Source organism: Methylocaldum sp. MU1018, from assembly GCF_053646775.1.
In genome coordinates this window covers 1,486,191-1,509,488 of record NZ_CM132195.1, presented here as the reverse complement: position 1 = coordinate 1,509,488, position 23,298 = coordinate 1,486,191, and the positions used below count along the sequence as shown (strand labels likewise).

The following is a 23,298-nucleotide window of genomic DNA, read 5'->3' as shown; positions in this document are numbered from 1 at the left end:
AGATTACGATAAATCGGGTTGACAAGTTCACGCAAACATTTTGAAATCAAAAAGTATGAAAGAAACCCTACCGCCCGCCGAGGCAGAAGAAAAAACATCGCTTACGGCGCCATGCCGCGGCTTACGGATAAGGTAGGCCGCATCCTGTTATTAGCCGTTCTCGCCGCGCCGGCATCGGCCGAACCGATCCGGCTTACGGCGTTGCGGGCCGGCGACAAGGCGGACCGGGCGCGGCTGGTTTTCGAATTCACCGGCAAGCCCGAATACCACGTGATCCGCTGGGCCGAGCCGAAACGCTTGCTGCTGGAGATCGCCGATGCGGAACTCGGGGTCGACGTGAAGCAGCCGCCGCCGTCGCATCCGTTTTTCGGAAAGATCCGCGCGATGCCGGGCAAGAAGCAAGAACTCCGGTTCTCGGTCGATTTGAAGCGCGCGGTTACGCACAGAACATTCGTCGGCCCCGCCGAAAACGGAGTCCGACTGGTGGTCGAACTGACCGACGCCGGGCGCCATCCGTCCAAAGCCGCGAAATCCGCCAACCTTCCGGTTCGCCGGAGTTCCGGGAAACACAAAATTCGCGTGGTCGCGATCGATGCGGGACACGGCGGCAAGGACAGCGGCGCCGTCGGACCGAGCGGCCGTCTGGAAAAGGACGTGGTGCTGTCGATGGCCCGCAGACTGAAAGACATGATTCACGCGGAGCCCGGCATGAAGCCGGTGATGATCCGGAAGGACGACCGCTTTCTCAGCCTGCGCGAACGCCTGGTGAAAGCCCGCGAGGCGCAGGCCGACCTGTTCGTATCCTTGCACGCCGATGCTTACGTGCATGATCTGGCGCGGGGCATGTCGGTGTTCACGCTGTCCGAGCGCGGGGCCAGCAGTGAAGCCGCGCGCTGGCTGGCGCAGCGGGAAAACGCGGCGGACCTGGTCGGCGGCGTCAGCTTGCGGGACAAGGACGGCACCCTGGCGAAGGTGCTGATCGACCTGTCCCAGACCGCCACCGCCGAAGCGAGCGCGCGAGCCGCGTCCGCCGTGCTGTGGGAGCTGAAGAAGAGCTTTCCGATGCACCATCCCGAAGTCCAACGGGCGGGATTCGCCGTGCTGAAATCGCCCGACATCCCGTCCATTCTGGTGGAGACCGGATTCATCACCAATCCGGAAGGCGAGACCAGGCTCGCGGACGCCGCTCATCAGGCCAAGATATGCCGCGCGATCTTTTACGGGATTCGCCAGTTCTTCTTGGCCACCAAGACGCCGACAAAAACCGGCGGGAACTGAAGCCCGGCAAACCGGCGGTTTTGCCGGAACGAGCGGACCGGCGGCCGTTTTTGCGATTCGAACGGCCGCTCCGGCTCCGCGCCCGCAAGAAAGGAGGCTTTTCCGGAGCTTCCTAAGGGCATCTCCTTACTTGACAACGCCTCGGCGCTGGTGGATTTTCCGGTTTATCGTTTCGGATTTCCTGATCTCCAATGAGGGAGGTGCGCGATGGCCACTTATGTGTTACTGACCACATTGACGCCGGAAGGCCGGGAGACTCTGCACAAGAATCCCGACCGCTTGCTGGAAGTGAACAAAGAAATCGAGCAGTTCGGCTGCAAGGTCCTCACCCAATATGCCCTCCTGGGCGCCTACGATTTCTTGACCGTCATAGAGGCGCCCGATAACGAAACGGCGGCTCATCTCGCGGTCGATCTGGGCTCGCGGGGCTCCGTGATTCCTACGACCTTGCCGGCCATGCACATCGACGACTTCATCAAGAAGCTCAAAGGCCCGAAACAGATGGGACACGGCTGAGTGTCCGCCTACAGGTTCGGACCGCTTGCAAGGGCCGCTCGATCGGCGCCGACGCACGCTGCAAAGAAGGATGGCGCCCGGTCCCTCCGGGCAAATCGTTCCGTCGGCGCCGCGATTGAACGAAAATCGCCGGATAATTCCATCTTTCCGGAGAGTCCCACTATCGTCGGGCGCTTTTCGGCCCGCCGCCAAAACCGGCGAGACATGCCCTGAACCGCGCCTCGGGATGCCGCTCCGGCGTCAGGCGGATCGCCCATCCCGAATCCCGTAAAGAGGAGCCTCATGAGCACCGAAATCGGCCATGCAAAACCCGACAGCAATATCCCCCGCTGGGAACACTTTCCGCACGTCGCCGACATGGGCCTGTGCGGCTACGGCGCCACGGTCGACGAGGCTTTCGCCCAAGCCGCACGGGCGCTTACCGCCATCATCTGCGAACTCTCCCGGATCGAGACGACGACGCCGGTCGAAATCCGTTGCGAGGCGCCCGATATCGAATCGTTGCTGGTCGATTGGCTGAATGCGCTGGTTTATGAAATGGCGGTGCGCCAGATGGTGTTCGGCCGTTTCGACGTCCGCATCGACGGCTCCGCCTTGCAGGCGACCGCCTGGGGCGAACGCGTCGAGCGGGAACGCCATCGCCCCGCCGTCGAGGTCAAGGGCGCCACCTATACCGAACTCAAAGTCCATCGGAATGAAAACGGCGTCTGGATGGCGCAATGTGTCGTGGATGTTTGAAACCTGATCTGAAAGAGGGTCGACGATGGATATCAACCGCCTGACGCGGCTATCCGAATTCGCCTGGCGCATTGAGCCCGCCGACGGCATGCGGGTGCCGGTCGTCATTTATGCCGATGAAGCCCTGATTCGCAACATGGATGAAAAAGTCAGGGAACAGGCCGTGAACGTCACCCGGCTGCCGGGCATCGTCGGCGCCTGCTACGCCATGCCGGACGCCCATTGGGGCTATGGCTTTCCCATCGGCGGCGTGGCCGCGTTCGATGCCGAACAGGGCGGCGTGGTGTCCGCCGGAGGCGTGGGCTTCGACATCTCGTGCGGGGTCAGAACCCTGCACACCGGCCTCAAGCGCGAGCAGGTGGACCCGCTCAAACAGACGCTGGCCGAAGCCCTGTATGCCACCGTGCCGGTGGGCGTCGGCAGCCGCGGCCACATCCGCCTCAACGACGCTCAAATGAACGCGATGCTGAGCGGCGGCGCCGAGTGGGCGGTTCAACAGGGCTACGGTATCGCCGGGGATCTGGAAAGGATCGAAGAGCGTGGCCGGATGGCGGACGCAAAGCCGTCGGCCGTATCCGTTCACGCCAAGGAGCGGCAGCGGGCGGAAATGGGGACGCTCGGCTCGGGCAACCATTATCTCGAACTTCAGGAAGTCGGCGAGATCTACGATCCGGCCATCGCCGCGGCGTTCGGCCTCGAAAAAGGCGACGTGGTGGTCGCCATCCATTGCGGTTCCAGAGGTTTGGGCCACCAGATCGGCACCGATTTTCTCAAGCGCATGCAGGCAGCCGCGGCGCAATACGGCATCGCCCTGCCCGACCGGGAACTGGCCTGTGCGCCAATCGAATCGCCGGTCGGACAGGAGTATCTCGGCGCGATGCGCGCCGCGATCAACTGCGCGCTGGCCAACCGCCAGATCATCACACATCTGACCCGCCGGGTGTTCGCGGAAATCTTGCCGGAAGCCCGGCTCGACATGCTTTACGACGTTTCGCACAATACCTGCAAAGTGGAAGAGCATCGGATAGACGGCCGGAAAAAACGGGTCTACGTGCACCGCAAAGGTGCGACGCGGGCCTTCGGGCCGGGCCATCCGGATTTGCCGGAGGCGTTTCGCGATGTGGGACAACCGGTTCTGATCGGCGGCTCGATGGGAACGGCCTCTTACATCCTGGCAGGCGCCGCGGGCAACGAAACCCTGTCGTTCGCCTCCGCCTGCCACGGCGCCGGGCGCGCCATGAGCCGTCATCAGGCCGCGCGGACATGGCGGGGCGGCGAGGTGATCGACGAACTGGCGGCGCGCGGCATCGTCGTGCGCAGCCCCTCCTGGCGCGGGGTCGCCGAGGAAGCGCCGGGCGCCTACAAAGACGTGCACGATGTCGTCATGGCCGCGGACCGGGCCGGGCTCGCGCGCCTGGTGGCCAAGGTCGTACCGATGGCTTGCATCAAGGGTTGAACCGACCTCTTCCCATCGTCGCGAGGACTGAAATGACTGCGGCAATGCTTCGGCTTGTCGTTCCCGGCGACGACCGGCGGCCGGAAAGTTCGTAAGAGGCTCGACAGTGGCGGATGTATTTTCCGACAACATCATTCGGAAGAGCGCGAGCGATCGGCGGGTAGACCCAAACCTTCCCGACATCGAAGCGGCGCGCGCCGTCTTCGCGTGGGAGAACTTGCGCCGCGAGCTCACCGGATTGCCCGGCGGCGGTCTCAATATCGCGTATGAAACGGTCGACCGCCATGCCGCCGGCCCCGGTCGGGACAAGGTCGCGCTGCGCTGGCTGCCGCGCGAGAATTCGCCGCAGGACATCACGTATGCCGAGCTGGGGCGGCGCTCCAACCGCTTCGCCAATGTCCTGACGCAACTGGGCGCCGTCAAGGGCGACAGCCTGTTCGTGCTGGCGGGCCGGATTCCGGAGCTCTATGCCGGCGTGCTGGGCGGGCTCAAGGCGGGCCTCGTGGCGACTCCGCTTTTTTCCGCCTTCGGCCCGGAACCGATCCGGGCACGGATCGACATGGGCCGGGGCAAGGTGCTGCTCACGACGGCGTCGCTCTACAAACGCAAGGTCCAGTCTATCCGTCAGCAGCTCGGCACGCTCGAGCATGTGCTGATCGTCCAGGATACCTTCCCACCTGCCGATATTTCCGGTACGCTCGATCTGGCTCGCCTGGTGGCCGAGGCGAGCGACGACTTCACGATCGTACCGACGACCGAGGACGATCCCGCGCTTTTGCATTTCACCAGCGGCACCACGGGCACCCCGAAGGGGGCGATCCATGTGCACGGCGCCGCCCTGATGCATTATGCGACCGGCCGGTTCGCGCTCGATCTCCACCCGGACGACATCTTCTGGTGTACCGCCGATCCCGGCTGGGTCACCGGCACCTCCTACGGCATCGTGGCGCCCTTGCTGCACGGCGTGACCAGCATCGTCGACGAAGCCGATTTCGATGCCGAACGTTGGTACCAAATCCTCCAGGAGCAGGGCGTCACGGTCTGGTACACCGCGCCCACCGCCATCCGGATGCTGATGAAAGCCGGGCCCGAGATCGCCCGCAAGTACCGCTTTCCGAATCTGCGCTTCGTGGCCAGCGTGGGCGAGCCGCTCAACCCGGAAGCCGTGTGGTGGGGGCTGGAGGCGCTGGGCCTCCCGATTCACGACAACTGGTGGCAGACCGAAACCGGCGGCATCATGATCGCCAATATTCCGTCGATGGACATCAAGCCGGGCTCGATGGGCAAGCCGCTGCCCGGCATCGACGCCTACATCGTCGCACGGGACGCCGAAGGTCATCCGCGCATCGTCGATGCTCCGAACACCCAGGGCGAACTGGCGCTGCGGGTCGGCTGGCCGTCCATGTTTCGCGGCTATCTGAATCAGGACGAGCGCTACCGCAAGTGTTTCGCGGGCGATCTTTACCTGACCGGCGACCTGGCCAAGCGCGATGCCGACGGTTACTTCTGGTTCGTCGGGCGCGCGGACGACGTCATCAAATCCGCCGGCCACCTGATCGGCCCGTTCGAAGTCGAAAGCGTTCTGATGGAGCATCCGGCCGTAGCCGAGGCCGGCGTGATCGGCAAGCCCGATCCGGTCGTGGGCGAAATCGTCAAGGCGTTCGTGTCGCTGAAGGCCGGGCACGAGGCGAGCGAAGCGCTGCGCATGGCCATTCTCGGCCACGCCCGGAAACGCCTCGGCGCCGCCGTCGCACCCAAGGAACTGGACATCGTTCCGGCCTTGCCGCGGACCCGGAGCGGCAAGATCATGCGCCGGCTCTTGAAAGCCCGCGAGCTCGGGCTGCCCGAAGGCGACCTCTCTACCCTGGAGGGCAGTACATGATCGCTCCCCCGCCCACAGGTCCCGTGCCCTACTCCCGCGAATTCGCGCTGCAGCTGCTGGCCGACATGGTGCGAATCCGGCGCATGGAAGAGAAATGCGCCGAGCTCTACGGCGCCGCCAAGATTCGCGGGTTCCTGCACCTCTACGTCGGCGAGGAGGCCGTGGCCACCGGCGCGATCCACGCGCTCGGCCCGGACGACAACGTCGTCGCCACCTATCGCGAGCATGGGCATGCCCTGCTGCGCGGCATTTCGATGGACAGCATCATGGCCGAGATGTACGGCAAGCAGGAAGGCTGCTCGCGCGGTCGCGGCGGCTCCATGCACCTGTTCGATGCCAAAACCCGGTTTTTCGGCGGCAATGCCATCGTCGGCGGCGGTCTGCCCCTGGCCGCGGGCTTGGCGCTCGCCGACCGGATGCGGGGCGACGAGCGCGTCACGGTCTGTTTCTTCGGCGAGGGCGCCATGGCGGAGGGCGTGTTCCACGAATCGATGAATCTCGCGGCGCTGTGGCGTCTGCCGGTACTGTTCTGCTGCGAAAACAATTTCTACGCCATGGGCACGGCCCTGCCCCGTTCCCAGGCGCAAACCGATCTCTGCGCCAAGGCGGCTTGTCACAAGGTGCCGACGTTCCGCGCCGACGGCATGGACGTGGTCGCCGTGCACGAGGCTACGAAACAGGCGTACGCCCATGTGCGCGCCGGGAACGGCCCGTTCTTCGTCGAATACCAAACCTACCGGTTTCGCGCGCATTCCATGTTCGATGCCGAGCTTTACCGCAGCAAGGAGGAGGTCGAGGCATGGAAAACCCGCGACCCGATCCGCACCTTCTCCGACCGCCTTAAACAGCAGGGACTGCTGAGCGAAGAAGGGTTTATCGAGATCGAGCGCGCCGCCGAGGAAGAGGTCAGCCGGGCGGTGGCCTTCGCGGAAGCGGGCACTTTCGAGCCGGTCGAGAACCTCACCCGCGACGTCGTCACGCCGAGGGACGGCCCGTGAGCCGCACGACCTACCGCGAAGCCATGCGCGAGGCGTTGCGGGAAGCGCTTCAGAGCGACCAGCGGGTGTTCCTGATGGGCGAGGACATCGGCAAATACGGCGGGACCTATGCCGTGACCAAGGGACTCCTCGACGAATTCGGTCCCGAGCGCATCCGCGACACGCCGCTTTCCGAACTCGGCTTCGTGGGCATCGCCGTCGGCGCCGCGCTGGGCGGCATGCGCCCGATCGTCGAGGTCATGACCGTGAATTTCAGCCTGCTGGCCTTGGACCAGATCGTCAACAGCGCGGCCTTGATGCGCCACATGTCGGGCGGCCAGTTTTCGGTGCCGCTGGTCATCCGGATGGCGACCGGCGCCGGGCGGCAACTGGCCGCCCAGCATTCCCACAGTCTGGAGGGCTGGTACGCGCACGTACCGGGACTGCGGGTGCTCGCCCCGGCCACCGTCGCCGACGCGCGCGGCATGCTCCGGCCCGCGCTCGAAGATCCGGACCCGGTGGTCATCTTCGAGCACGTTCAGCTCTATAACCTCGAAGCCGAAACGTCGGACTCGCCCGTCGACATCACCCGTGCCGCCGTGCGGCGTCCGGGCACGCAGATCAGCCTGATTACCTATGGCGGCTCGCTGCCCAAGACCCTTGCGGCGGCCGAGCAGTTGGCTCAAGAGGGCATCGACGCCGAGGTCATCGATCTCAGGGCGCTGCGTCCCCTCGATACCGAAACCCTCATCGATTCGGTGCGCCGAACCCATCGCGCCGTCATCGTCGACGAGAACTGGAAAAGCGGCGGCCTTGCCGCCGAAATCATGGCGCGGATCGCCGAAGAGGCGTTCTACGATCTCGACGCCCCGCCGGCGCGCGTGTGCAGCGAGGAAGTGCCGATACCCTATCCCAAACATCTCGAAGAGGCAGCGCTGCCGCAGGTGCCCAAGATCGTGGCGGCCGCCCAGGCCCTGTGCGGAAAAAGATGATCGAATTCAAACTTCCCTCCCTCGGCGCCGACATGGACGAGGGCAAACTGCTGGAATGGAAAATCAAGCGCGGCGACCGCGTCAAACGCGGAGATATCGTGGCCGTGGTGGATACCTCCAAGGCGGCGGTGGAGGTCGAAATCTGGGACGAAGGCATCGTCCACGAACTCGTGATCCAGCCCGGAGAAACGATTCCGGTGGGCACGGTGCTGGCCACGCTGCTGGCGCCGGACGAGACGCCTCCCGAGCGGGCTGCTCCGGCCGAGGCCAAGGCTACACCGATTGCACCGACCGCACCGGCTACGCCAACCGCACCCGTGGCCGCGCCCGCCGCAGCCATGCCCTCAGCGCGCCGGCGTATCTCGCCGGCCGCCCGGAAGCGCGCCGCAGAACTGGGACTCGACGTCGCCGCCATTATGGGCAGCGGCCCGGAGGGAGCCGTCACGCTGGAAGACGTCGAGCGCGCCGCCGCCAAACTCGCTACCGCGGCCCCGCATCCGGCCGACAAAGCCGAGGAAATGCGGCGCGCGATGGCGGCCGCGATGGCCCGCTCAAAACGGGAGATTCCCCATTACTACCTCGGTGAGACCGTTCCGCTGGGCACAGCGTCGACTTGGCTGGAATCCTGGAATGCGTCGCGGCCGATAACCGAGCGCGTGCTACTCGCCGTACTGTTCATCAAGGCCGTGGCTCTCGCCTGCCGGAAACATCCCGCCATGAACGGATTCTGCCGGGACGGCCGGTTCGCTCCCAGCCCCGCCGTGCACGTGGGCGTCGCCATCTCGCTGCGCCAAGGCGGATTGGTCGCCCCTGCAATCCACGATGCCGACCGAAAAGACCTCGGGACCCTGATGGCCGATCTCAACGATCTGGTCGGACGGGCGCGGGCCGGCAGCCTCCGCAGTTCCGAGATGACCGATCCCACGATCACCGTCACCCATCTCGGCGATCTGGGAGTCGAAGCGGTTTATGGCGTCATCTATCCGCCGCAAGTGGCGCTGGTGGGTTTCGGCGCCGTCGCCCGGCGGCCCTGGGTCGAGCAGGACTCCGTGATCGCCATGCCCTGCGCAACGGTCACGCTCTCGGCCGACCACCGCGTCAGCAGCGGCCACCAGGGCGCGCTGTTCCTCACCGAAATTTCCCGTTTGCTGCAACACCCGGACACCTTATGAACCCGGACGAGATCCGCGACATCGTGATTGCAACCTTGACGGGCATCGCCCCGGAAGTCGAGCCGGGCGAACTTTCGCCGAGCCGGCCGCTGCGCGATCAGGTCGACCTCGACTCTATGGATTAGCTCAATTTCCTGATCGGCCTCCATCGCCGCCTCAAGGTCGAGATTCCCGAGGCGGACTACCGCCGGCTCACGACCGTCGATGCCATCGTCGACTATCTGGCCGCGAAGCTTTCCTGAACGATCCACCCCCAGATCCAGCGCCTTTTTCGCTAAAGCGTGGCGAGCGCTACATCGAATCGGAAAAGGCCCATGCCCACCGATTGCCGAATCGAAAAATCATCCCGGGCGTGTACGGGTTTCCGGCCGCTCGAACGTCTTAACAGGTGAGGCGACCGCATCGCCGCGGTTTTTGCCGGTTCCACCTACCCTGGAGCAACCGATGCCGTCATATCCGACCCTTATTCCGTTCATGCCGTTGATCGCGGCGATCAAAGTCCGCGCCGGCACCCTCGCCGACGGGGCATGGACCGCCGTGAATTGCGGGACTCCGGAACGGGGGCGCTATCACTACCGAGTCAGGAGCAACCTGGACGTGGGGAACGGGAACGGCGACACGGCGGTCGATTTCGATCTCTATTCCGGACGCCTGCTGGATGTCTATCGGCCGACCGGCCAGCATTCCGGCCGCACGGTCACGCAATGGCTCTATGCCCTGCACGAAGCCAAGCTGTTCGACCTGCCCTACCGCATGTCGGTTTGCGTTCCGGGGCTCGCGGCGGTCATGCTGTCGGTCCCGGCATCGTCATCTGGCTCAGAAAGCGGCGGGCGCAGCGGCTTCGCCACGCACGTCCCCTCCCCGAATCGACCGAAACCGCGTGCTCGAAAGGATTGACTTGACTTTGCGCAGACTCATCGACTTTCCACGAAATCGCTTCTCTCTCCGCATTTCCGGATGGTTTTCGATCTTGCTCCCGCTGGCGATGAATGGATGCCAGTGGGTGCCGGAACGGGATGCCGCCAGCGTAGGCGCCGGCATCCCCGCCCATTGGACCGGAACCGGCGAGCCCAGCCGACCGGCCTTCGAACACTGGCTGGAAACCTTCGAAGATCCCGATTTGGATCGCCTGGTCCGTTCCGCCCTGGCCGACAACTACGATCTGAAGGCGGCGGCGGCCCGGGTGGAGGCGGCCCGGGAGCAGGCCCGCATCGACGGCGCCGGACGCTGGCCGCAGCTTTATTTCGCGCCCGGCTACGAGCGCGCCCAGGTGCGCAGCGCAGGCTTCGGCTCGACCGAATTCGGCGCCTTCGAAGCCCTGTTCACGCTCGACTGGGAACTGGACGTCTGGGGCCGGATACGCGCCTTCCGGGATGCCTCCGTTCAGGAGGCCACAGCGACCGAAGCCGATTTCCGCGCCGCGCGCCTGTCCCTGGCGGCGCGGACGGCGCAAGCGTATTTCGAGCTGGCCGAGGCCAGGCTTCAGGTGGACGTCGCCGAACAATCGATCCGGGATCGCCGCACCATCGCCGAACTGGTGCGCGGCCGCTTCGCCCGGGGCCTGGCGCGCGGCCTCGATCTGCGCCTGGCGCTCACCGACCTGGCCAACGCCGAGTCCCAGTTGGCGGCGGAGCGCAACCGGGCGCAAAGCCTCGCCCGCCTGTTGGAAGTCTTGCTGGGACGCTACCCGGCGAACCGCCTGACGGCGACGCCGTCCTTGCCCGAACCGCCCGCCCCGGTGCCGGCCGGAGTGCCCTCGGAACTGATCGAACGACGCCCCGATCTGATCGCCGCTTTCGATCGGCTGCGCGCCGCCGATTTCCGGGTGGAGAGCGCGAAAAAGGCCCTCCTGCCGCGGGTGGCGCTCACCGCTACCGGCGGAACCCGCAGCCCCGCCCTGACCGAACTGGTCGACCCCCGCGCGGCGGTCTGGAACGTCGCAATGGGCCTTCTCCAGCCGCTCTTCACCGGCGGGCGGATCATGGGCGAGATTCGGCTGAACCGGGCGCTGGCGGAAGAAGCGCTGAATCGCTACAAGAACACGGCGCTCCATGCCTTCCGCGAGGTGGAGCAATCCCTCGCCGCCGAGGAGTGACTGCGGGAGCAGGAAAAGGCGCTCAAGGAAGCGGTCGAGCAAACCGAGGCGAGCCGCAAGCTGGCCGTCTATTCCTACCGCCACGGCTTCATCGAAATCCTCACCCTGCTCGACAGCTACCGCAGCACCTTGAACGCGCAAAGCGCGCATCTCGCGGTCAAGCGGCAGTTGCTCAACAACCGGATCGGCCTGTATTTGGCTCTGGGCGGAGGCGTATGAGAGCGAGGACGTTGAGCTCGGAGCCGGCGTCGAAGTCCAGCGCACACGGCGCGCCCTACGGCCGGACCCACGCGCAAGATCCCGTTGGTCGGCAAAGGATGGCCGATCTACGGCGGCTCAAGCAGCGCCTCTCTCCGTGGGAGCGGGCTTTGGCCCGCGATCTCGGGCGAGTTCGCACCGACACATCGCCTCTGAAACCATTTGGTCTTTCCATCGATCCTTCATGCTGAACCCGACATGTCCATCAACACGTTCACCCTGAAAATCCTGCTGCCGTTCCTTTTGCTGAGCGCGAGCACCGTAACCGCCTGGGCGCTGATCGACCGCAAGGCCGAAGTCAAACCGAAGGTCGCGGAACGGGAGCCGCCCGCGGTCGAAGTAGTCTTGGCAAAGCCCGAGACGGTGAAGCTGAACGTCCATTCTCAAGGTGTGGTCACGCCGCGCACCGAGATCAATCTGGTTTCCGAGGTGGCCGGCAAGGTCATCCGCATTCATCCCGCCTTCGCCGTCGGCGGCTTTTTCGAGTCCGGCGAAGTGCTGGTAACCATCGATCCGCGCGACTACGACTACGCCGTGACCAAAGCCCGGGCCCTGGTGGCGGAAGCCCGCAAAGAACTGTTGCGGGAACAGGAGGAAGCCGAGCAGGCCGCGGAGGAATGGCAGGCGCTGGGCGGCGGCGAACCCACCGACTTCGTACTGCACAAACCGCATCTCGAAGAACGGCGGGCCAAGCTCGCCGCTGCCGAAGCCGAACTCACCGAAGCCCGGCTCAAGCGCGCGCTGCGAGCTTTACGCGCCCTTCGCCGGACGCGTCCGCAGCAAGCAGGTGGATATCGGTCAATACGTGGCGATCGGGGAAGCGCTGGCCCGACTGTATGCCACCGACGTCGCCGAAGTTCGGCTTCCCATCCCCGCCGATCAGACGGAATTCATCGATCTCCCGCTCGGCTATGCCGACGGGCGCAACGAACGGACCGGTCCCGCCGTCACCCTGAGCGCCCGCTTCGGCGGCAAGCTTCACCATTGGGAGGGCCGCATCGTCCGCACCGAGGGCACTCTGGACGACAAGACCGGCATGCTCTACGCCGTGGCCGAAGTTCGCGAGCCCTACGGCTATCGAAAAGATCGCCCGCCGCTGGCGGCGGGCCTGTTCGTGCGCGCCGAGATCGAAGGCCTGCCGCGGAACGATCTGGTCCGGGTGCCGCAAGCGGCGTTGCGCTCGGGTTATCAGGTCTATGTGATCGATTCCGAAGGACGCCTCAGGCTCCGCACGATCGAAATCCTGCGCAATGACCGCGACGAAGCGATCGTAACCGGCGGCATCGCATCCGGAGAGCGGGTGATGGTCTCGGGCGTCGACCTGCCGGTCGAGGGGATGAAGGTGACCGTAAAGGGACCCGATACGCCGCTTCAGGTCGAATCCTCCTCGAGGAACGGCTCATGAATCCGGGTTCCTTCGGACGGCGCTCCGTGCTCGCCTGGTTCGCCGCCAATCCGGTGGCCGCCAATCTGCTGATGATCGTCATCTTCGTAGGCGGCGCCCTGAGCTTGCAGAGCATGGACAGGCAAGCTTATCCGCGGTTCGCGCCTACCGCGGTCCGGATCAGCGCCGAATATCCCGGCGCCGGCCCTGCGGAAGTCGAGGAAAGCGTCTGCATCCCCATCGAGGAGGCGATTCACGATCTGGTCGGAATCAAGCGCTTGAGCAGCGAGGCGCTGGACGGCGACTGCCGGATCACGGTCCACGTACAGCAGGGCTACGATACCAAGGAACTGGCCCTGAACATCCGGTCTCGCACCCAGACTCTGCGCAACCTGCCCCACGCCGTCGAAAAAATCGACATCGACGACACCAGTTGGGAAACTCCGGCCATCTCGGTGGTGCTGTACGGCGATACCGACATGCTCACCCTGCGGCGGCTGGCGGAACGCGTGCGGGACGATCTGGGCACGCTGCCAGGCGTGCGTCTGGCCAAACTCTGGAGCACCATCGCCTACGAAATCGCCGTGGACGTGTCGGCGGAACGCCTGCGTCAGCATCAACTGACCCTTGCGGACGTGGCCGAGGCGATCCGCCGGAGCTCGCTGGACCTGCCCGGCGGCGTGGTCCGAGCGCCGACCGGGGAATTCCAGTTGCGCGCCAAAAGCACGGCTTACGACCGGAACGCCCTGCTGGATCTGACCCTGCGCACCTACCCCGACGGCACCACGGTCAAGCTGGGCGATATCGCCTCCGTGACCGACGGCTTCGCCGACGAAGGCGCCGAGAATTTCAGCAACGGCCGCACTTCCGAAACCATCGGCGTGATCGCCCAGCACGATCTGGTGGAAACGGCGCAAGTGGTGAAAGACTATGTGGAGGGCTTGGCCCCTCGCCTGCCGGAAGGCATCGAGATCGCGACCCGGCGCGACAACGCGCGCTCCTTCGCCGAATTGCTGGATACCCTGGTGTTCGAGGCCGTCACCGGCTTTCTGCTGGTCCTGCTCGTGCTGATGCTGTTCCTGAGCACGCGGGTGGCGCTGTGGGCGGCGGTGGGCATCCTGATCTCGGTGTTCGGGGCGCTGTGGTGGATGCCCGCCGCCGGCGTGACCCTCAACATGCTGTCCCTGTTCGGCTTCCTGCTGGCCCTGGGCGTAATGGTGGACGACGCCATCATCGTCAGCGAACGGGTCCACGAACTCCAGACCCGCGGAATCACCGGACTCAAGGGGGCCATCCGGGGCGTACGGGATGTCGCGGTGCCGGTCGTGCTCGGCGTGAGCATCGGTCTGATCGCTTTCCTGCCGGGGCTGTTCGTGCCGCCCAGTTGGGCCACGCGCTTCATGAAGCCGGTGGCGGTGGTGATGATACTGTCGCTGGCCTTCTCACTGGTGGAGGCCTTGCTGATCCTGCCCTCCCACCTTGCCGCCGAGCCTTCGAAACTGGCCAGGACGCCGAATTTTCTGACGCGGCTGCGCGCCACTCTCAACGGCGGCCTGGACGTCATGTTGGTGCGCGGCTACCAGCCCTTCCTGCGGCAGGTGCTGGCCTGGCGCTATGCCACGGTGGCCCTGTTCGCCGGCGCGGTGATCGTCGGCTGGGCGCTGATCCATGCCGACTATGTCAAGGTTTCCCTCGAAGAAGACGTGGGCTACGACAATTTCCACATACACCTGCGCCCGCCCCTGGGCACGCCCTACCCGGAAACCCAGGCGCGGGTGCGCCAGTTCGTCGGCGCGCTGCACAAGGCCGAGGCCGAACTGAACGCCCGGCAACCGCCCGGTTCGCCTTCGGTGGTGGAAGGTCTGGACATATTCGTCAACGAAACCGACCCCACCCTCTGGGTCGAGTTTTCCAGCGAGGCGCGCCAGCAGTTTCACATTCGCGATCTGATCCAGCTCTGGTATCGCCATGTCGGCGACGTGGGGAATTTTCGGCCCGATTTCCACACGCCGACCGAGCAGGACGTGATCGATCTGGAAGTGGAACTGGGCTCGCCCGACCCGGCGGTCCTGGATGCCGCGGCGGAAGCGCTCAAGGCGAAAATCGCCGGCTTTCCGGGCATCGAGGAAATCGAGGACTCCCGCCGGCCGGGCAAGCCCGAAGTCCGCCTCCGCCTCACGCCCGAAGCCGAACGCCTGGGCCTCAGGCTGCGCGATCTCGCCGAGCAGGTGCGGCACGCCTACTACGGAGAGGAAGCCCAGCGTTTCATCCGTGGCCGCGAGGAGGTCAAGATCATGGTGCGCTACCCGCGCGACGAACGGGAATCTCTGCAAAATCTCAGGGCCTTGCCGGTACGTCTGCCGGAAGGCGGCCAGGCACCGCTGGGCGTTCTGGCCGATGTCGGCTTCGCGCCGGGATTCGGCGCCCTCACCCGCGAAGACCGGCAAAGCATCGTTTCCCTCCACGTGCGTCTGAACGATGCGGCCTCGTTCAAGGGGGACGCTCTCTTCAAGAACCTGGAGCAGGGTTTCTTCAAGGAGCTTCGAAACCGCCATCCCTCGCTCACGATCTCCGGCGGAGCGGCCAAGGAGGAAGCCGACCTGGTCGCCGAGGGACTCGAACGCAACACGCTGATCGCCCTCGCCGGCATCTATGCCCTCATCGCCGTCAGCTTCCGCTCCTATCTGCAACCGCTGCTGTTCATGCTCGCCGCGCCCGTGGCCTGGCTGGGCGCGGTGCTGATCCACTGGGCCTTGGGCCTGACCCTGTCGTTCCAGTCGCTGGTGGGCATGGTGGCGGCCAGCGGCGTGGTGGTGAACGACAGCATCGTGCTGCTGGACTATATTCGCAAGCGCGGCAGCGAAGCCGGACGCCAGGGCGACATCATCGCCGAAGCCTGCGCATCCCGATTCCGCCCGATCGTGCTGGTCTCCCTGACCAACCTGGCCGGATTCTTCCCGATGCTGTTCGAAACCAGCGAGCAGGCCAGATTCCTGGTGCCCGTGACGCTTTCGCTCACCTTCGGCCTCGTGTTCGGCATGACCGCGACCCTGATCCTGATTCCCGCCTGCTATGCCGTGCTCAACGATGTCCGGACCTTGATAAAAGCAAATCTCCATCGGCCCGGCGCGCGAACCGAATGGCGCCGATGAAGGACAGCCGCGCCCGGCGCAAGGCAAAGTTTTCCGCCCGAATCGACGAGAAATGCCTCGAACCGCACGATGCCGCCGGCCCATCCGGGCAACGACAAGCCGGGGAGGAACGCCGGCCGGCCCCTTTTCCAGGGCGACGCGTTTGCGATTGGAAAGAGTTGAGTGAGAGGCTGCCAGATCAATCGGTGGTCCGGGCCGCTCCGCCGGATTGGAGATTCAATTAGAGCTTCCTTGGTGCGTTTTTCGCCCCGGTTTAGAGCCTACCCAGTAGGCCGTTCGCCCTGAGCTTGTCGAAGGGTTTCTCGATCCTGCTGGGATAGGCTCTTATCCGGATTCGAATGGAACGTCGATATCTTCACGGCGCATCCTTGCGCCCCGATCCGGTTAATATTGAAACGATATCCGTCCCATGATCGTCCGCGGATCGCCGGGGAATACCGTGAGGCCGGAATCGTTCGCGATGAAGTAGCGCTTATCCAGCACGTTGTTGGCGAACAGTTCCAGTTTCACGTTCTCGTAGGTATAGGAGGCGCCCAAATCCCAAGTCGTATAGTTCGGAAGGTTGACGGTGTTGGCGTTGTCCAGCGGCCGGTCGCCGACGAAATTCACGCCGGTGGAAAGGGTCAGATTTTCGAGTAGTCCTTGGTCGAACCGGTAATGGGTCCAGATATTGGCCTGGTGCTCCGGAATGTTTTGGAAGCGATTGCCGACATCGCTCGCGTTGCTCTTGGTGATCTCCGCGTCGGTAAAGGCATAGCCGCCCTGGACGAACCATTGGTCGGTGATCTGATAGGCCAACTCGACCTCGGCGCCTTTGGACCGTACCTCGCCGGTCTGCACCTGGAAGCCCGGATTGTTTCGATCCGGCGTGCTCACGTTGGTCCGCGTGATATCGAAATACGATGCCGTTCCGGTCAGGCCCCAGGGGAAGTTGACCTTGATGCCGGCTTCCACCTGCTCCGACTGCCCGAGATCGAAAGGCTTGCCGTCGGCGGTGCCGAAGCCGACCGCATCTGAGACGTTGAAGCCTTCCCCGTAGCCGGCGAACAGATGGACGGAATCGGTGACGTGAAACGTGCCGCCCCCCTGAAAGATAGTGTTGTCGGTATCCGTCTCCACCACTCTGCCAGTCACGATTTTCCTCTTTCCGCTTACCCTGGAATGCCGAACGCCGCCCATCAGATCGAATTTGGAGGTAATCGATATGACATCCTGAAAAGCGACCGCCCCCACCTCAAAATTGCCTCCGAAGTTCAGTTCGGTAGTGCTTGGCGCAGGACTCGTATCGAGATAGACAGGATCAAGCGCATTGATGCTGGAGACGTTGATCCGGGGAAAAAATCCCCCCTTGAAATGGTGGTTAGTGTAATCGCCGCCGAGAAAGATCTGGTGTTTCAGCGGTCCGGTCTCCAAGGTGCCGGTGATGTCGATTTGCCCGATGAAATTACGGTCGCGTTCCAGGAAGTCGGAGCGGCCCGTACGCGACACGTTGATGCGCCCATTCACCGGATCGAGCGTGGTCGCGCCCAAAAACATCTGATCCTGGCGAGTGTTGATTTCGAAGTACTGAAACCGCGGCGACACCTTCCAGTTCTCGGCCACGTCGATATCGAGCCAGGCTTGAACCAAAGGAGAGTCGACATCGAGATTGTCGAACCTCGGCTCGCCGAGATAGGTGTCGCGCGACACCCGGCCCAAACCTCTACTGCTCTGAACCGTCCCGATCGCGGGAAGTCCCGGATTCGCCAGACTCTGTCGGTGCTGATACTCGGCATTGAGGAAGCCGCGCACCGGCCCGCCGTTGTCCCAGGCCAGGGCCAAGCCAAAATTCTCCCGGTTTAGCTCCTGGTAATTGATGAACGTGTCGGAACCTCGATTTCGCCGGTGAAGCGCGCCTTCAAGGCGCCGTCCGGCGTCAAGGGCGCATTCAAATCCCACTGGCCGCTGGTGATGTCGCCGTCGAATCCGTCCCAGCCGCCGCGGGTAAAGCTGACTTCGGCGCCGAACCAGTCGTAGGGTCGTTTGGTGACGACGTTGATGATCCCGCCGCCGTCGCCGCCTTGCCCGAAGGCCGTGCTGCCCGGCCCTTTCAGGATCTCTATGCTTTGAATATGGCTGAGGGCGGAAAAATCGTTGGAATCGGGCAGGAACTCTTGCCGAATTCCGTTGCGAACCCGGTCGGCCCGAAATCCCCGAATATTCACTGCCGGGAAGCGACTATAGCGCGACCCGAACACGCTGGCGGACGGTACTTGCTTGACGATGTCGCCGATGCTGACGGCGCCCCGGTCCTCGATGGCGGTTTCGGTGATCACCTGGATGCCTTGCGGGATGCGGGTGATTTCCACCGGCATCTTGGTCCCGGCGGTGGAGATTTCGGCCTGATAAGGCGGATCGGCGCCGTCCGCCGTATCGGTCACGACCATGCGCGACAGCTCCGCGCTCGGCGCGGACTCCGCGTCGATCGGTCCCTTGGCGTTTGAAGGGACCGCGGGAACCCGATCCTCGCGATCCGGCTCGCCGGACTGCGCCGTGCCCTCCCCCCAGGTGCACAGCGGAAACAGCATGCCCGCGATGACCAGCTTGTGCCGCAGGCGGCAAGCGGGCGACGGCGGCAAAAAATCGTTCTTCATTGTTATTGTTTCTCCGTTTTAGACGTTAGATTGTTGTTTTCGGATACCGGGTACGCAGAATTTCGTGGCAGCCCACGATCCGTTCCGGACTGCCCCGCGCCGCCGCCATATCCAAGCCGCCACGAATGCGCAGCAGAAAACCCAGGTTGTACGGCGCGCTGTCGGGCTCCAGAGTCCACAAAAACCAGAGCCGGCTTTGGCTATCATCGGACAGAGGGGCATCTGTCACGGAAAGCCGGGCGCGGGCGGCGAGCGGATTATCGGTATTCATCGCGAACCTCCTTGGCTGTCAAAACGGAAATCGGCCGGACCTTCGTTTCCTGCTCTCGATCGGCGGCTCTCGCGAACCGGCGGGCCTGCCGCTTTCTCAGCCAGTGGATCAGACCGGTGACGTAGAGCGCCAAGGGGACGAGTCCGGTGGCGCAGACCAGAATGCGCCCCGGCAGCCCCAGGGCCTCGCCGTTGTGCAGGGGCCATAGGAGGTTGAGGAAGGTTTCGCCGGCGGTGAAGGCGTTCGGGTCCTCGATCTTCAGAATCTCTCCGCTGTACTGGTCGATCCATACCTTGCTGCGGGGCCGGCGGACGTTCGCCTCGCCGTCCTGGCGCTTTTCGACGGCGTAGTAACCGTCGGGGCCGTCGGGGGTGGCGATCCAACGCAGTTCCGCGCCGGGGAACACCCGGTCGGCGATCGCCACCGCCTGATCGATGGAAATGGGCTCGGCGCCGGGCAAGGGGGTCGACTTCAATTCCAGGGGATTCTTGAACGGCTCCGCGTTCACTGGCGACAACCAGGCCACAACCGGTCTGATCCAATCCCGGTAGGCGAAGGAGAATCCGGTGAAGGCCAGAACCAGCAGCACGACGGCAGCGTAAACGCCGCAGGTTTTGTGCAGGTCGTAGTTCAGCCGCACGGCGCTAGCGCCGCGCTTGAGGGTGAGGGCTTGCCGAAACTTGCCGCCGCGCGGCCACCAGAGATAGAGCCCCGTCGCTACGGAGACGAAGAGGAAGACGCCGAGAAAACCGACGATCTTGAAACCGATCCGGCCGACTTCCGCCGTGCCGAATTTGCCCAGCAGCAAGCTCGCGTGCAGCCCGTAGACCAGGGTCATCAGCGTGTCGCCCCAGAACCGGCTGCTCAAGATTTCGCCAGTATAGGGATCGACATCCACCATGAGCGGTGCGTGCAGTTTGTCGGCCGATTCTTCGGGCTTGGGATAAACCGCCCGCAGGGTCGGCTGTCCGGGCCGCGGCATGAACACCAGCCAGGACCCGGAGCGGTTCGGATGGGCCGCCCGTACCGACGCCATGATCTCGTCCAGCGGGCGGTATGGCCCCTGAGTCTGCTCGACGTGCAGCTCGGGATTCAGCAGGCCGTCCAGTTCGAGGTAGAAGACGTTGAGACTGCCGCTCAGTCCCAGCAGCACGAACAGGAAGCCGACCGTCAGCGCCAGATAGAGATGGACGTCGAGCCAAAATTTGCGCAGGCGCCGGCGCGGGGTGGCTGTTTTGGGTTTGGCCGGCATGATCATCGTTCCTCCTCGATTTGGGTATCTTGCGGCAAGGACCGGGCCTCGCGTGCCGAGCCGATGCGAAGGCTCCGCCGCGGCTTGCGGAGCGAATCTTGGCGTCCGCGGATCGATTTCCGGTCTTTTGACTGAACTACTGTTCCTCGTGGTTGGCGGCGATTCGGTAAACCGCGGCGGCGTCCTCTTCGTCCCAAGCCATGCTTGAATCCTCCGGATTCGCGTTCATACAATCGAAATATGAATCCATCCCTGGAACCGATCCCTCGGATCGCTGTCGCGTTCCCCACGCTCGTGATTCCTAGAGCGTTTTCGTCTTGCGTTGACGGCATTCCGCGCGGGATGCGCGTGTCATATGTCGTGGGAGGCGACTGAAGTCGCCCCCCACGTCGCTTGCTTTGACGGATAGGCCCGTATTCGTCTGGAAATTTCGAGCCCCGATATCGGTATTGACGAAAATGGGGGACCTGTCCCGTACTCGGGAAACGAAATTTTTCCGATGCATGCATTTGAGAAGAAATCCGTCCATCCGGCCGGAGGCTTTGGGTCAATCGAGCCGAAAACCCGATCAAAGGCGGAAATACGCAGTCAAATCATGGGCTTGGGAATGAAATGCACGCGACCGGGGAACGATCCCGGCGAAGCCGGGAGAGCATGGCCGCGAGGCTCGCCGGTTCCGTTCCGGCCGAAGGCGGCACAAGGGAATGCTACGGGTTCGCCTTGCCCGGCAGTCCGAAAAACAGGGCGGTGAGTTCCCGTTCCCCGATCGCCCGGACCAGTTCCCTGAGCGCGCAGTACACGAACAACAAGACCAGCAGCCACATCTGGACCAGCCAGAAATGCGGCCAGACGATCTCTTCCACGAGGTGCCGATGGGCCTCCGCGAAATTTCCGAACTTCGACAGGAAAGGCATCAGGTGCTCCGCATACCGGACCAACAGCGTGGCGGCAAAATAGATGCCGGCTTTCCACGCCGCGTTATAGATCAACGGCTTGTCCGGAAAGCGGTTGACGAATCGGAAGTGGTCCGCAATCAGGACGACCTTGCCGACGATCAGCGCTCCGATCACGGCACCGGCAAAACCGGCAGTAGGAATATGGTATTGCCGCAATACCAACTGGTTGGTCATGATGAGCAGACAGAAGCTCACGAAAAAGAACAGCGTGGGCGGAAGAATCGCAAGAAATTCGTGTTTGATCGTTTCCAGGATTTTCACGGCGGGTCTCCTTTTTCTCGGGAACTCGTCCATCTTCATCGGGAACCGGCGGACAGGCCATTTCGCTTCCTACGTCGCCATTTCGACCCTGCCGGTAAACCGCACCTCCTGCCTTCGCCGAGGGGTCCTCGACCACCGGCGCGGCGATAAGAGCCTAAGGCACCGGCCGCCGCAGGCCCTCACCCCAACCCCTCTCCCAAAGGACGAGGGGCCAGACGCCCTGGTCCCGACCTTCAAAACGCCCTCTCCCTTTGGGCTTACCTTTGCCCGCCTCTTTTCAGGGTGAGGGCCCCGGGAGGAAGCGAAACGGCACGGTGATGATCGAAGCTTGAGTGGTGACGGTCAAGAGGGTTCGATCATGAGCACGGAAAAACAGAAGCACGTGGCGGCGTGGGCACGCGAGGAGTTTGGCCAAGCGGACTTAGGGGACAGCCGTCGGACCGAGCGGCTGGTGCACATTGCGACGGCGCGCGGCGAACGGCCGGCGGCCTCCCTCCCCGAGGGGGTCGAAGACCCTTCGGCCCTGAAGGGGCTGTATCGGTTCATGGCGAATGAGCGGGTGGAGCGTGAGGCGGTGTTGACCAGTGATTATCGTGCCACGGCGGAGCGGTGTGCCCGGGAAGCGGTGGTGTTGGCGGTGCAGGACACGACCGAGGTGGACTATAGCCACCATCCGGCGACGGAAGGGCTGGGGCTGCTGGGGGATGAGCGGCATCGGGGTTTTCTGCTGCACAGCACCCTGGCGATCACGCCGAATCGCGTGCCGTTGGGGTTGTTGGACCAGCAGGTGATTTATCGGCGTGCGGAAGAATATGGCAAGCGCCACCGGCGCAAGCAACGCCCGATCGCGGAGAAAGAGATCCGCAAGTGGCTGGACAGTTTGGATCGCACGCGGGCGGTGAGCGCGGCCTACCTGGAACTCCTGTTGGTCAGCGTCGGCGCTCGGGAAGCCGATGTGTACGACCTGTTCTGGCGAGCCGAGCCGTGGCCGCATCCGATGCTGATCCGGGCCTGTTGGAACCGTGGGGTGATCCATGAGGAGCGGTATCTGTGGGACTTTATCGAGCACCCGTCGGTGGCGGGCGACTACCGGGTGACGGTGCCGCGGCAGGGAGCGCGGCGGGAGCGGGAGGCGACGGTGACGGTGCGTTACGGGCGGGTGTCTTTGAAGCCGCCGGTGCATCGGGCTCGCGAACACTTACCGGCGCTGCCGGTGGACGTGATCCTGGCGCGGGAAGAGGATCCGCCGGCGGGGGTGGAGCCGTTGACTTGGCTGCTCATCACCACGGTGGCGGTTACCGACCTGGAGTCGGCGCTGGAACGGATTCAGTGGTATACCTGTCGCTGGGGCATTGAGGTGTATCACAAGGTACTCAAGAGCGGCTGCCGGATCGAAGATCGGCAATTTGACAATGCTCGGACCTTGGAACGGTATCTGGCCGTTGACGCGGTGGTGGCCTGGCGGTGCTGGGGTTGACGATGCAGAGCCGGGAAACGCCGGAGCTCCCCTGTGACGTGTTTCTCGCGCTGGAGCAGTGGCAGGCGCTGGCCGGTTACACGCTTCGCAGCCGGACCCCGCCCAAGCGGCCGCCCACCTTGGCGCAAGCGACGCTGCGGATTGCCGAGTTGGGCGGTTATCAAGGCCGCCGCAGCGGCGGTCCCCCGGGGTGACGGTGGTCTGGCGCGGCCTACGGCGGCTGGACGACCTGGCCGACATGTGGCGGGCCCTGAACCCGAACAGCCACAGAAAAAGATGTGGGCAAAGGTAAGCCCTTTGGGAAAGGCCGGGGAGAGGGTTTAGGGCTTTTCAGGTCGTTTCCGACGGCCGGATTCAGGTTGTTCATCGTTCTGCCGGAAAATCCTCGCTCATTTCGGATCGTTCGCGGCGCTCCCGCATCAATAGCGCCGCCTTGCCGCATCGATTCTTTCGCTCCGGGATTTCGCCGCATTCGATTTGATCGCCGCCTGCGAGAAGAATACCCTGTTGCGTCCGCGCACGCTTTGCACGGTCTGGTCGACACTAAT

Annotated in this window: 21 protein-coding genes; 15 read left to right on the top strand and 6 right to left on the bottom strand. The window is 64.1% G+C overall.

Annotated features, from left to right (window positions below):
- Positions 1-111: 111 nt before the first annotated feature.
- The 11 genes from ACWJKU_RS07055 to ACWJKU_RS07005 all read left to right on the top strand — a co-directional run bounded on the left by ACWJKU_RS07055 (position 112) and on the right by ACWJKU_RS07005 (position 11,106).
- The gene (locus ACWJKU_RS07055; protein ID WP_454147132.1) at positions 112-1,278 is read left to right on the top strand and encodes an N-acetylmuramoyl-L-alanine amidase; all 1,167 of its coding nucleotides are present in this window, start codon (positions 112-114) and stop codon (positions 1,276-1,278) included.
- 207 nt (positions 1,279-1,485) lie between these two features.
- Positions 1,486-1,794 carry a GYD domain-containing protein gene (locus ACWJKU_RS07050; RefSeq protein ID WP_454147130.1) on the top strand — a complete coding sequence of 103 codons (309 nt, stop codon included), beginning with the start codon at positions 1,486-1,488 and terminating at the stop codon, positions 1,792-1,794.
- A gap of 282 nt (positions 1,795-2,076) precedes the next feature.
- A complete protein-coding gene (locus ACWJKU_RS07045) occupies positions 2,077-2,532 on the top strand; it encodes an archease (protein WP_454147128.1) in 456 nt (151 codons plus the stop codon).
- Positions 2,533-2,557: 25 nt separating this feature from the next.
- The gene (locus tag ACWJKU_RS07040; protein WP_454147126.1) at positions 2,558-3,988 is read left to right on the top strand and encodes an RtcB family protein; all 1,431 of its coding nucleotides are present in this window, start codon (positions 2,558-2,560) and stop codon (positions 3,986-3,988) included.
- 106 nt (positions 3,989-4,094) lie between these two features.
- The gene (gene acsA / locus ACWJKU_RS07035; protein ID WP_454147124.1) at positions 4,095-5,870 is read left to right on the top strand and encodes an acetate--CoA ligase; all 1,776 of its coding nucleotides are present in this window, start codon (positions 4,095-4,097) and stop codon (positions 5,868-5,870) included.
- Positions 5,867-6,868: a pyruvate dehydrogenase (acetyl-transferring) E1 component subunit alpha gene (pdhA, locus tag ACWJKU_RS07030; RefSeq protein ID WP_454147122.1), complete on the top strand. Its 1,002-nt coding sequence runs from the start codon at positions 5,867-5,869 to the stop codon at positions 6,866-6,868. The genes acsA and pdhA overlap by 4 nt, the downstream gene beginning before the upstream one ends.
- Positions 6,865-7,839 carry an alpha-ketoacid dehydrogenase subunit beta gene (locus ACWJKU_RS07025; protein WP_454147120.1) on the top strand — a complete coding sequence of 325 codons (975 nt, stop codon included), beginning with the start codon at positions 6,865-6,867 and terminating at the stop codon, positions 7,837-7,839. Before pdhA ends, ACWJKU_RS07025 begins: the two co-directional genes overlap by 4 nt.
- Positions 7,836-9,011 carry a dihydrolipoamide acetyltransferase family protein gene (locus tag ACWJKU_RS07020; protein WP_454147118.1) on the top strand — a complete coding sequence of 392 codons (1,176 nt, stop codon included), beginning with the start codon at positions 7,836-7,838 and terminating at the stop codon, positions 9,009-9,011. Before ACWJKU_RS07025 ends, ACWJKU_RS07020 begins: the two co-directional genes overlap by 4 nt.
- Entirely contained in the window at positions 9,008-9,136 is a 129-nt protein-coding gene (locus ACWJKU_RS07015; protein WP_454147116.1) for a hypothetical protein, read from the top strand. The genes ACWJKU_RS07020 and ACWJKU_RS07015 overlap by 4 nt, the downstream gene beginning before the upstream one ends.
- Before the next feature lie 319 nt (positions 9,137-9,455).
- A complete protein-coding gene (locus ACWJKU_RS07010) occupies positions 9,456-9,908 on the top strand; it encodes a hypothetical protein (RefSeq protein ID WP_454147114.1) in 453 nt (150 codons plus the stop codon).
- Complete coding sequence (locus tag ACWJKU_RS07005) at positions 9,892-11,106, top strand: efflux transporter outer membrane subunit (protein ID WP_454147112.1); 1,215 nt, start codon at positions 9,892-9,894, stop codon at positions 11,104-11,106. The genes ACWJKU_RS07010 and ACWJKU_RS07005 overlap by 17 nt, the downstream gene beginning before the upstream one ends.
- Positions 11,107-11,442: 336 nt before the next feature.
- On the opposite strand, the gene ACWJKU_RS07000 is transcribed toward ACWJKU_RS07005, so the two are convergent.
- The gene (locus ACWJKU_RS07000) at positions 11,443-12,027 is read right to left on the bottom strand and encodes a hypothetical protein (RefSeq protein WP_454147110.1); all 585 of its coding nucleotides are present in this window, start codon (positions 12,025-12,027) and stop codon (positions 11,443-11,445) included.
- A gap of 124 nt (positions 12,028-12,151) precedes the next feature.
- Here ACWJKU_RS07000 and ACWJKU_RS06995 point away from each other — a divergent pair, with 124 nt between their 5' ends.
- Complete coding sequence (locus ACWJKU_RS06995) at positions 12,152-12,769, top strand: efflux RND transporter periplasmic adaptor subunit (RefSeq protein ID WP_454147108.1); 618 nt, start codon at positions 12,152-12,154, stop codon at positions 12,767-12,769.
- The gene (locus tag ACWJKU_RS06990) at positions 12,766-15,900 is read left to right on the top strand and encodes an efflux RND transporter permease subunit (protein WP_454147106.1); all 3,135 of its coding nucleotides are present in this window, start codon (positions 12,766-12,768) and stop codon (positions 15,898-15,900) included. The genes ACWJKU_RS06995 and ACWJKU_RS06990 overlap by 4 nt, the downstream gene beginning before the upstream one ends.
- A 384-nt stretch (positions 15,901-16,284) precedes the next feature.
- Here the strand turns inward: ACWJKU_RS06990 and ACWJKU_RS06985 are convergent, their stop codons facing one another.
- From ACWJKU_RS06985 to ACWJKU_RS06965, 5 genes are all read right to left on the bottom strand, one after another.
- The gene (locus tag ACWJKU_RS06985) at positions 16,285-17,838 is read right to left on the bottom strand and encodes a TonB-dependent receptor (protein ID WP_454147104.1); all 1,554 of its coding nucleotides are present in this window, start codon (positions 17,836-17,838) and stop codon (positions 16,285-16,287) included.
- Positions 17,739-18,533 (bottom strand): TonB-dependent receptor plug domain-containing protein, encoded by a 795-nt coding sequence (locus ACWJKU_RS06980; protein WP_454147102.1) that lies wholly within the window; start codon positions 18,531-18,533, stop codon positions 17,739-17,741. Before ACWJKU_RS06980 ends, ACWJKU_RS06985 begins: the two co-directional genes overlap by 100 nt.
- A 25-nt stretch (positions 18,534-18,558) precedes the next feature.
- Positions 18,559-18,804 carry a hypothetical protein gene (locus ACWJKU_RS06975; RefSeq protein ID WP_454147100.1) on the bottom strand — a complete coding sequence of 82 codons (246 nt, stop codon included), beginning with the start codon at positions 18,802-18,804 and terminating at the stop codon, positions 18,559-18,561.
- Entirely contained in the window at positions 18,791-20,056 is a 1,266-nt protein-coding gene (locus ACWJKU_RS06970) for a PepSY-associated TM helix domain-containing protein (protein WP_454147098.1), read from the bottom strand. The genes ACWJKU_RS06975 and ACWJKU_RS06970 overlap by 14 nt, the downstream gene beginning before the upstream one ends.
- A 707-nt stretch (positions 20,057-20,763) precedes the next feature.
- Positions 20,764-21,273, bottom strand: a complete 510-nt coding sequence (locus ACWJKU_RS06965; RefSeq protein ID WP_454147096.1) for a hypothetical protein — start codon at positions 21,271-21,273, stop codon at positions 20,764-20,766.
- A gap of 358 nt (positions 21,274-21,631) precedes the next feature.
- On the opposite strand from ACWJKU_RS06965, the gene ACWJKU_RS06960 reads away from it, so the two are divergent.
- The gene (locus ACWJKU_RS06960) at positions 21,632-22,750 is read left to right on the top strand and encodes an IS4 family transposase (RefSeq protein WP_454147094.1); all 1,119 of its coding nucleotides are present in this window, start codon (positions 21,632-21,634) and stop codon (positions 22,748-22,750) included.
- Positions 22,747-22,944 (top strand): hypothetical protein, encoded by a 198-nt coding sequence (locus ACWJKU_RS06955; protein ID WP_454147092.1) that lies wholly within the window; start codon positions 22,747-22,749, stop codon positions 22,942-22,944. The genes ACWJKU_RS06960 and ACWJKU_RS06955 overlap by 4 nt, the downstream gene beginning before the upstream one ends.
- Positions 22,945-23,298: the final 354 nt, after the last annotated feature.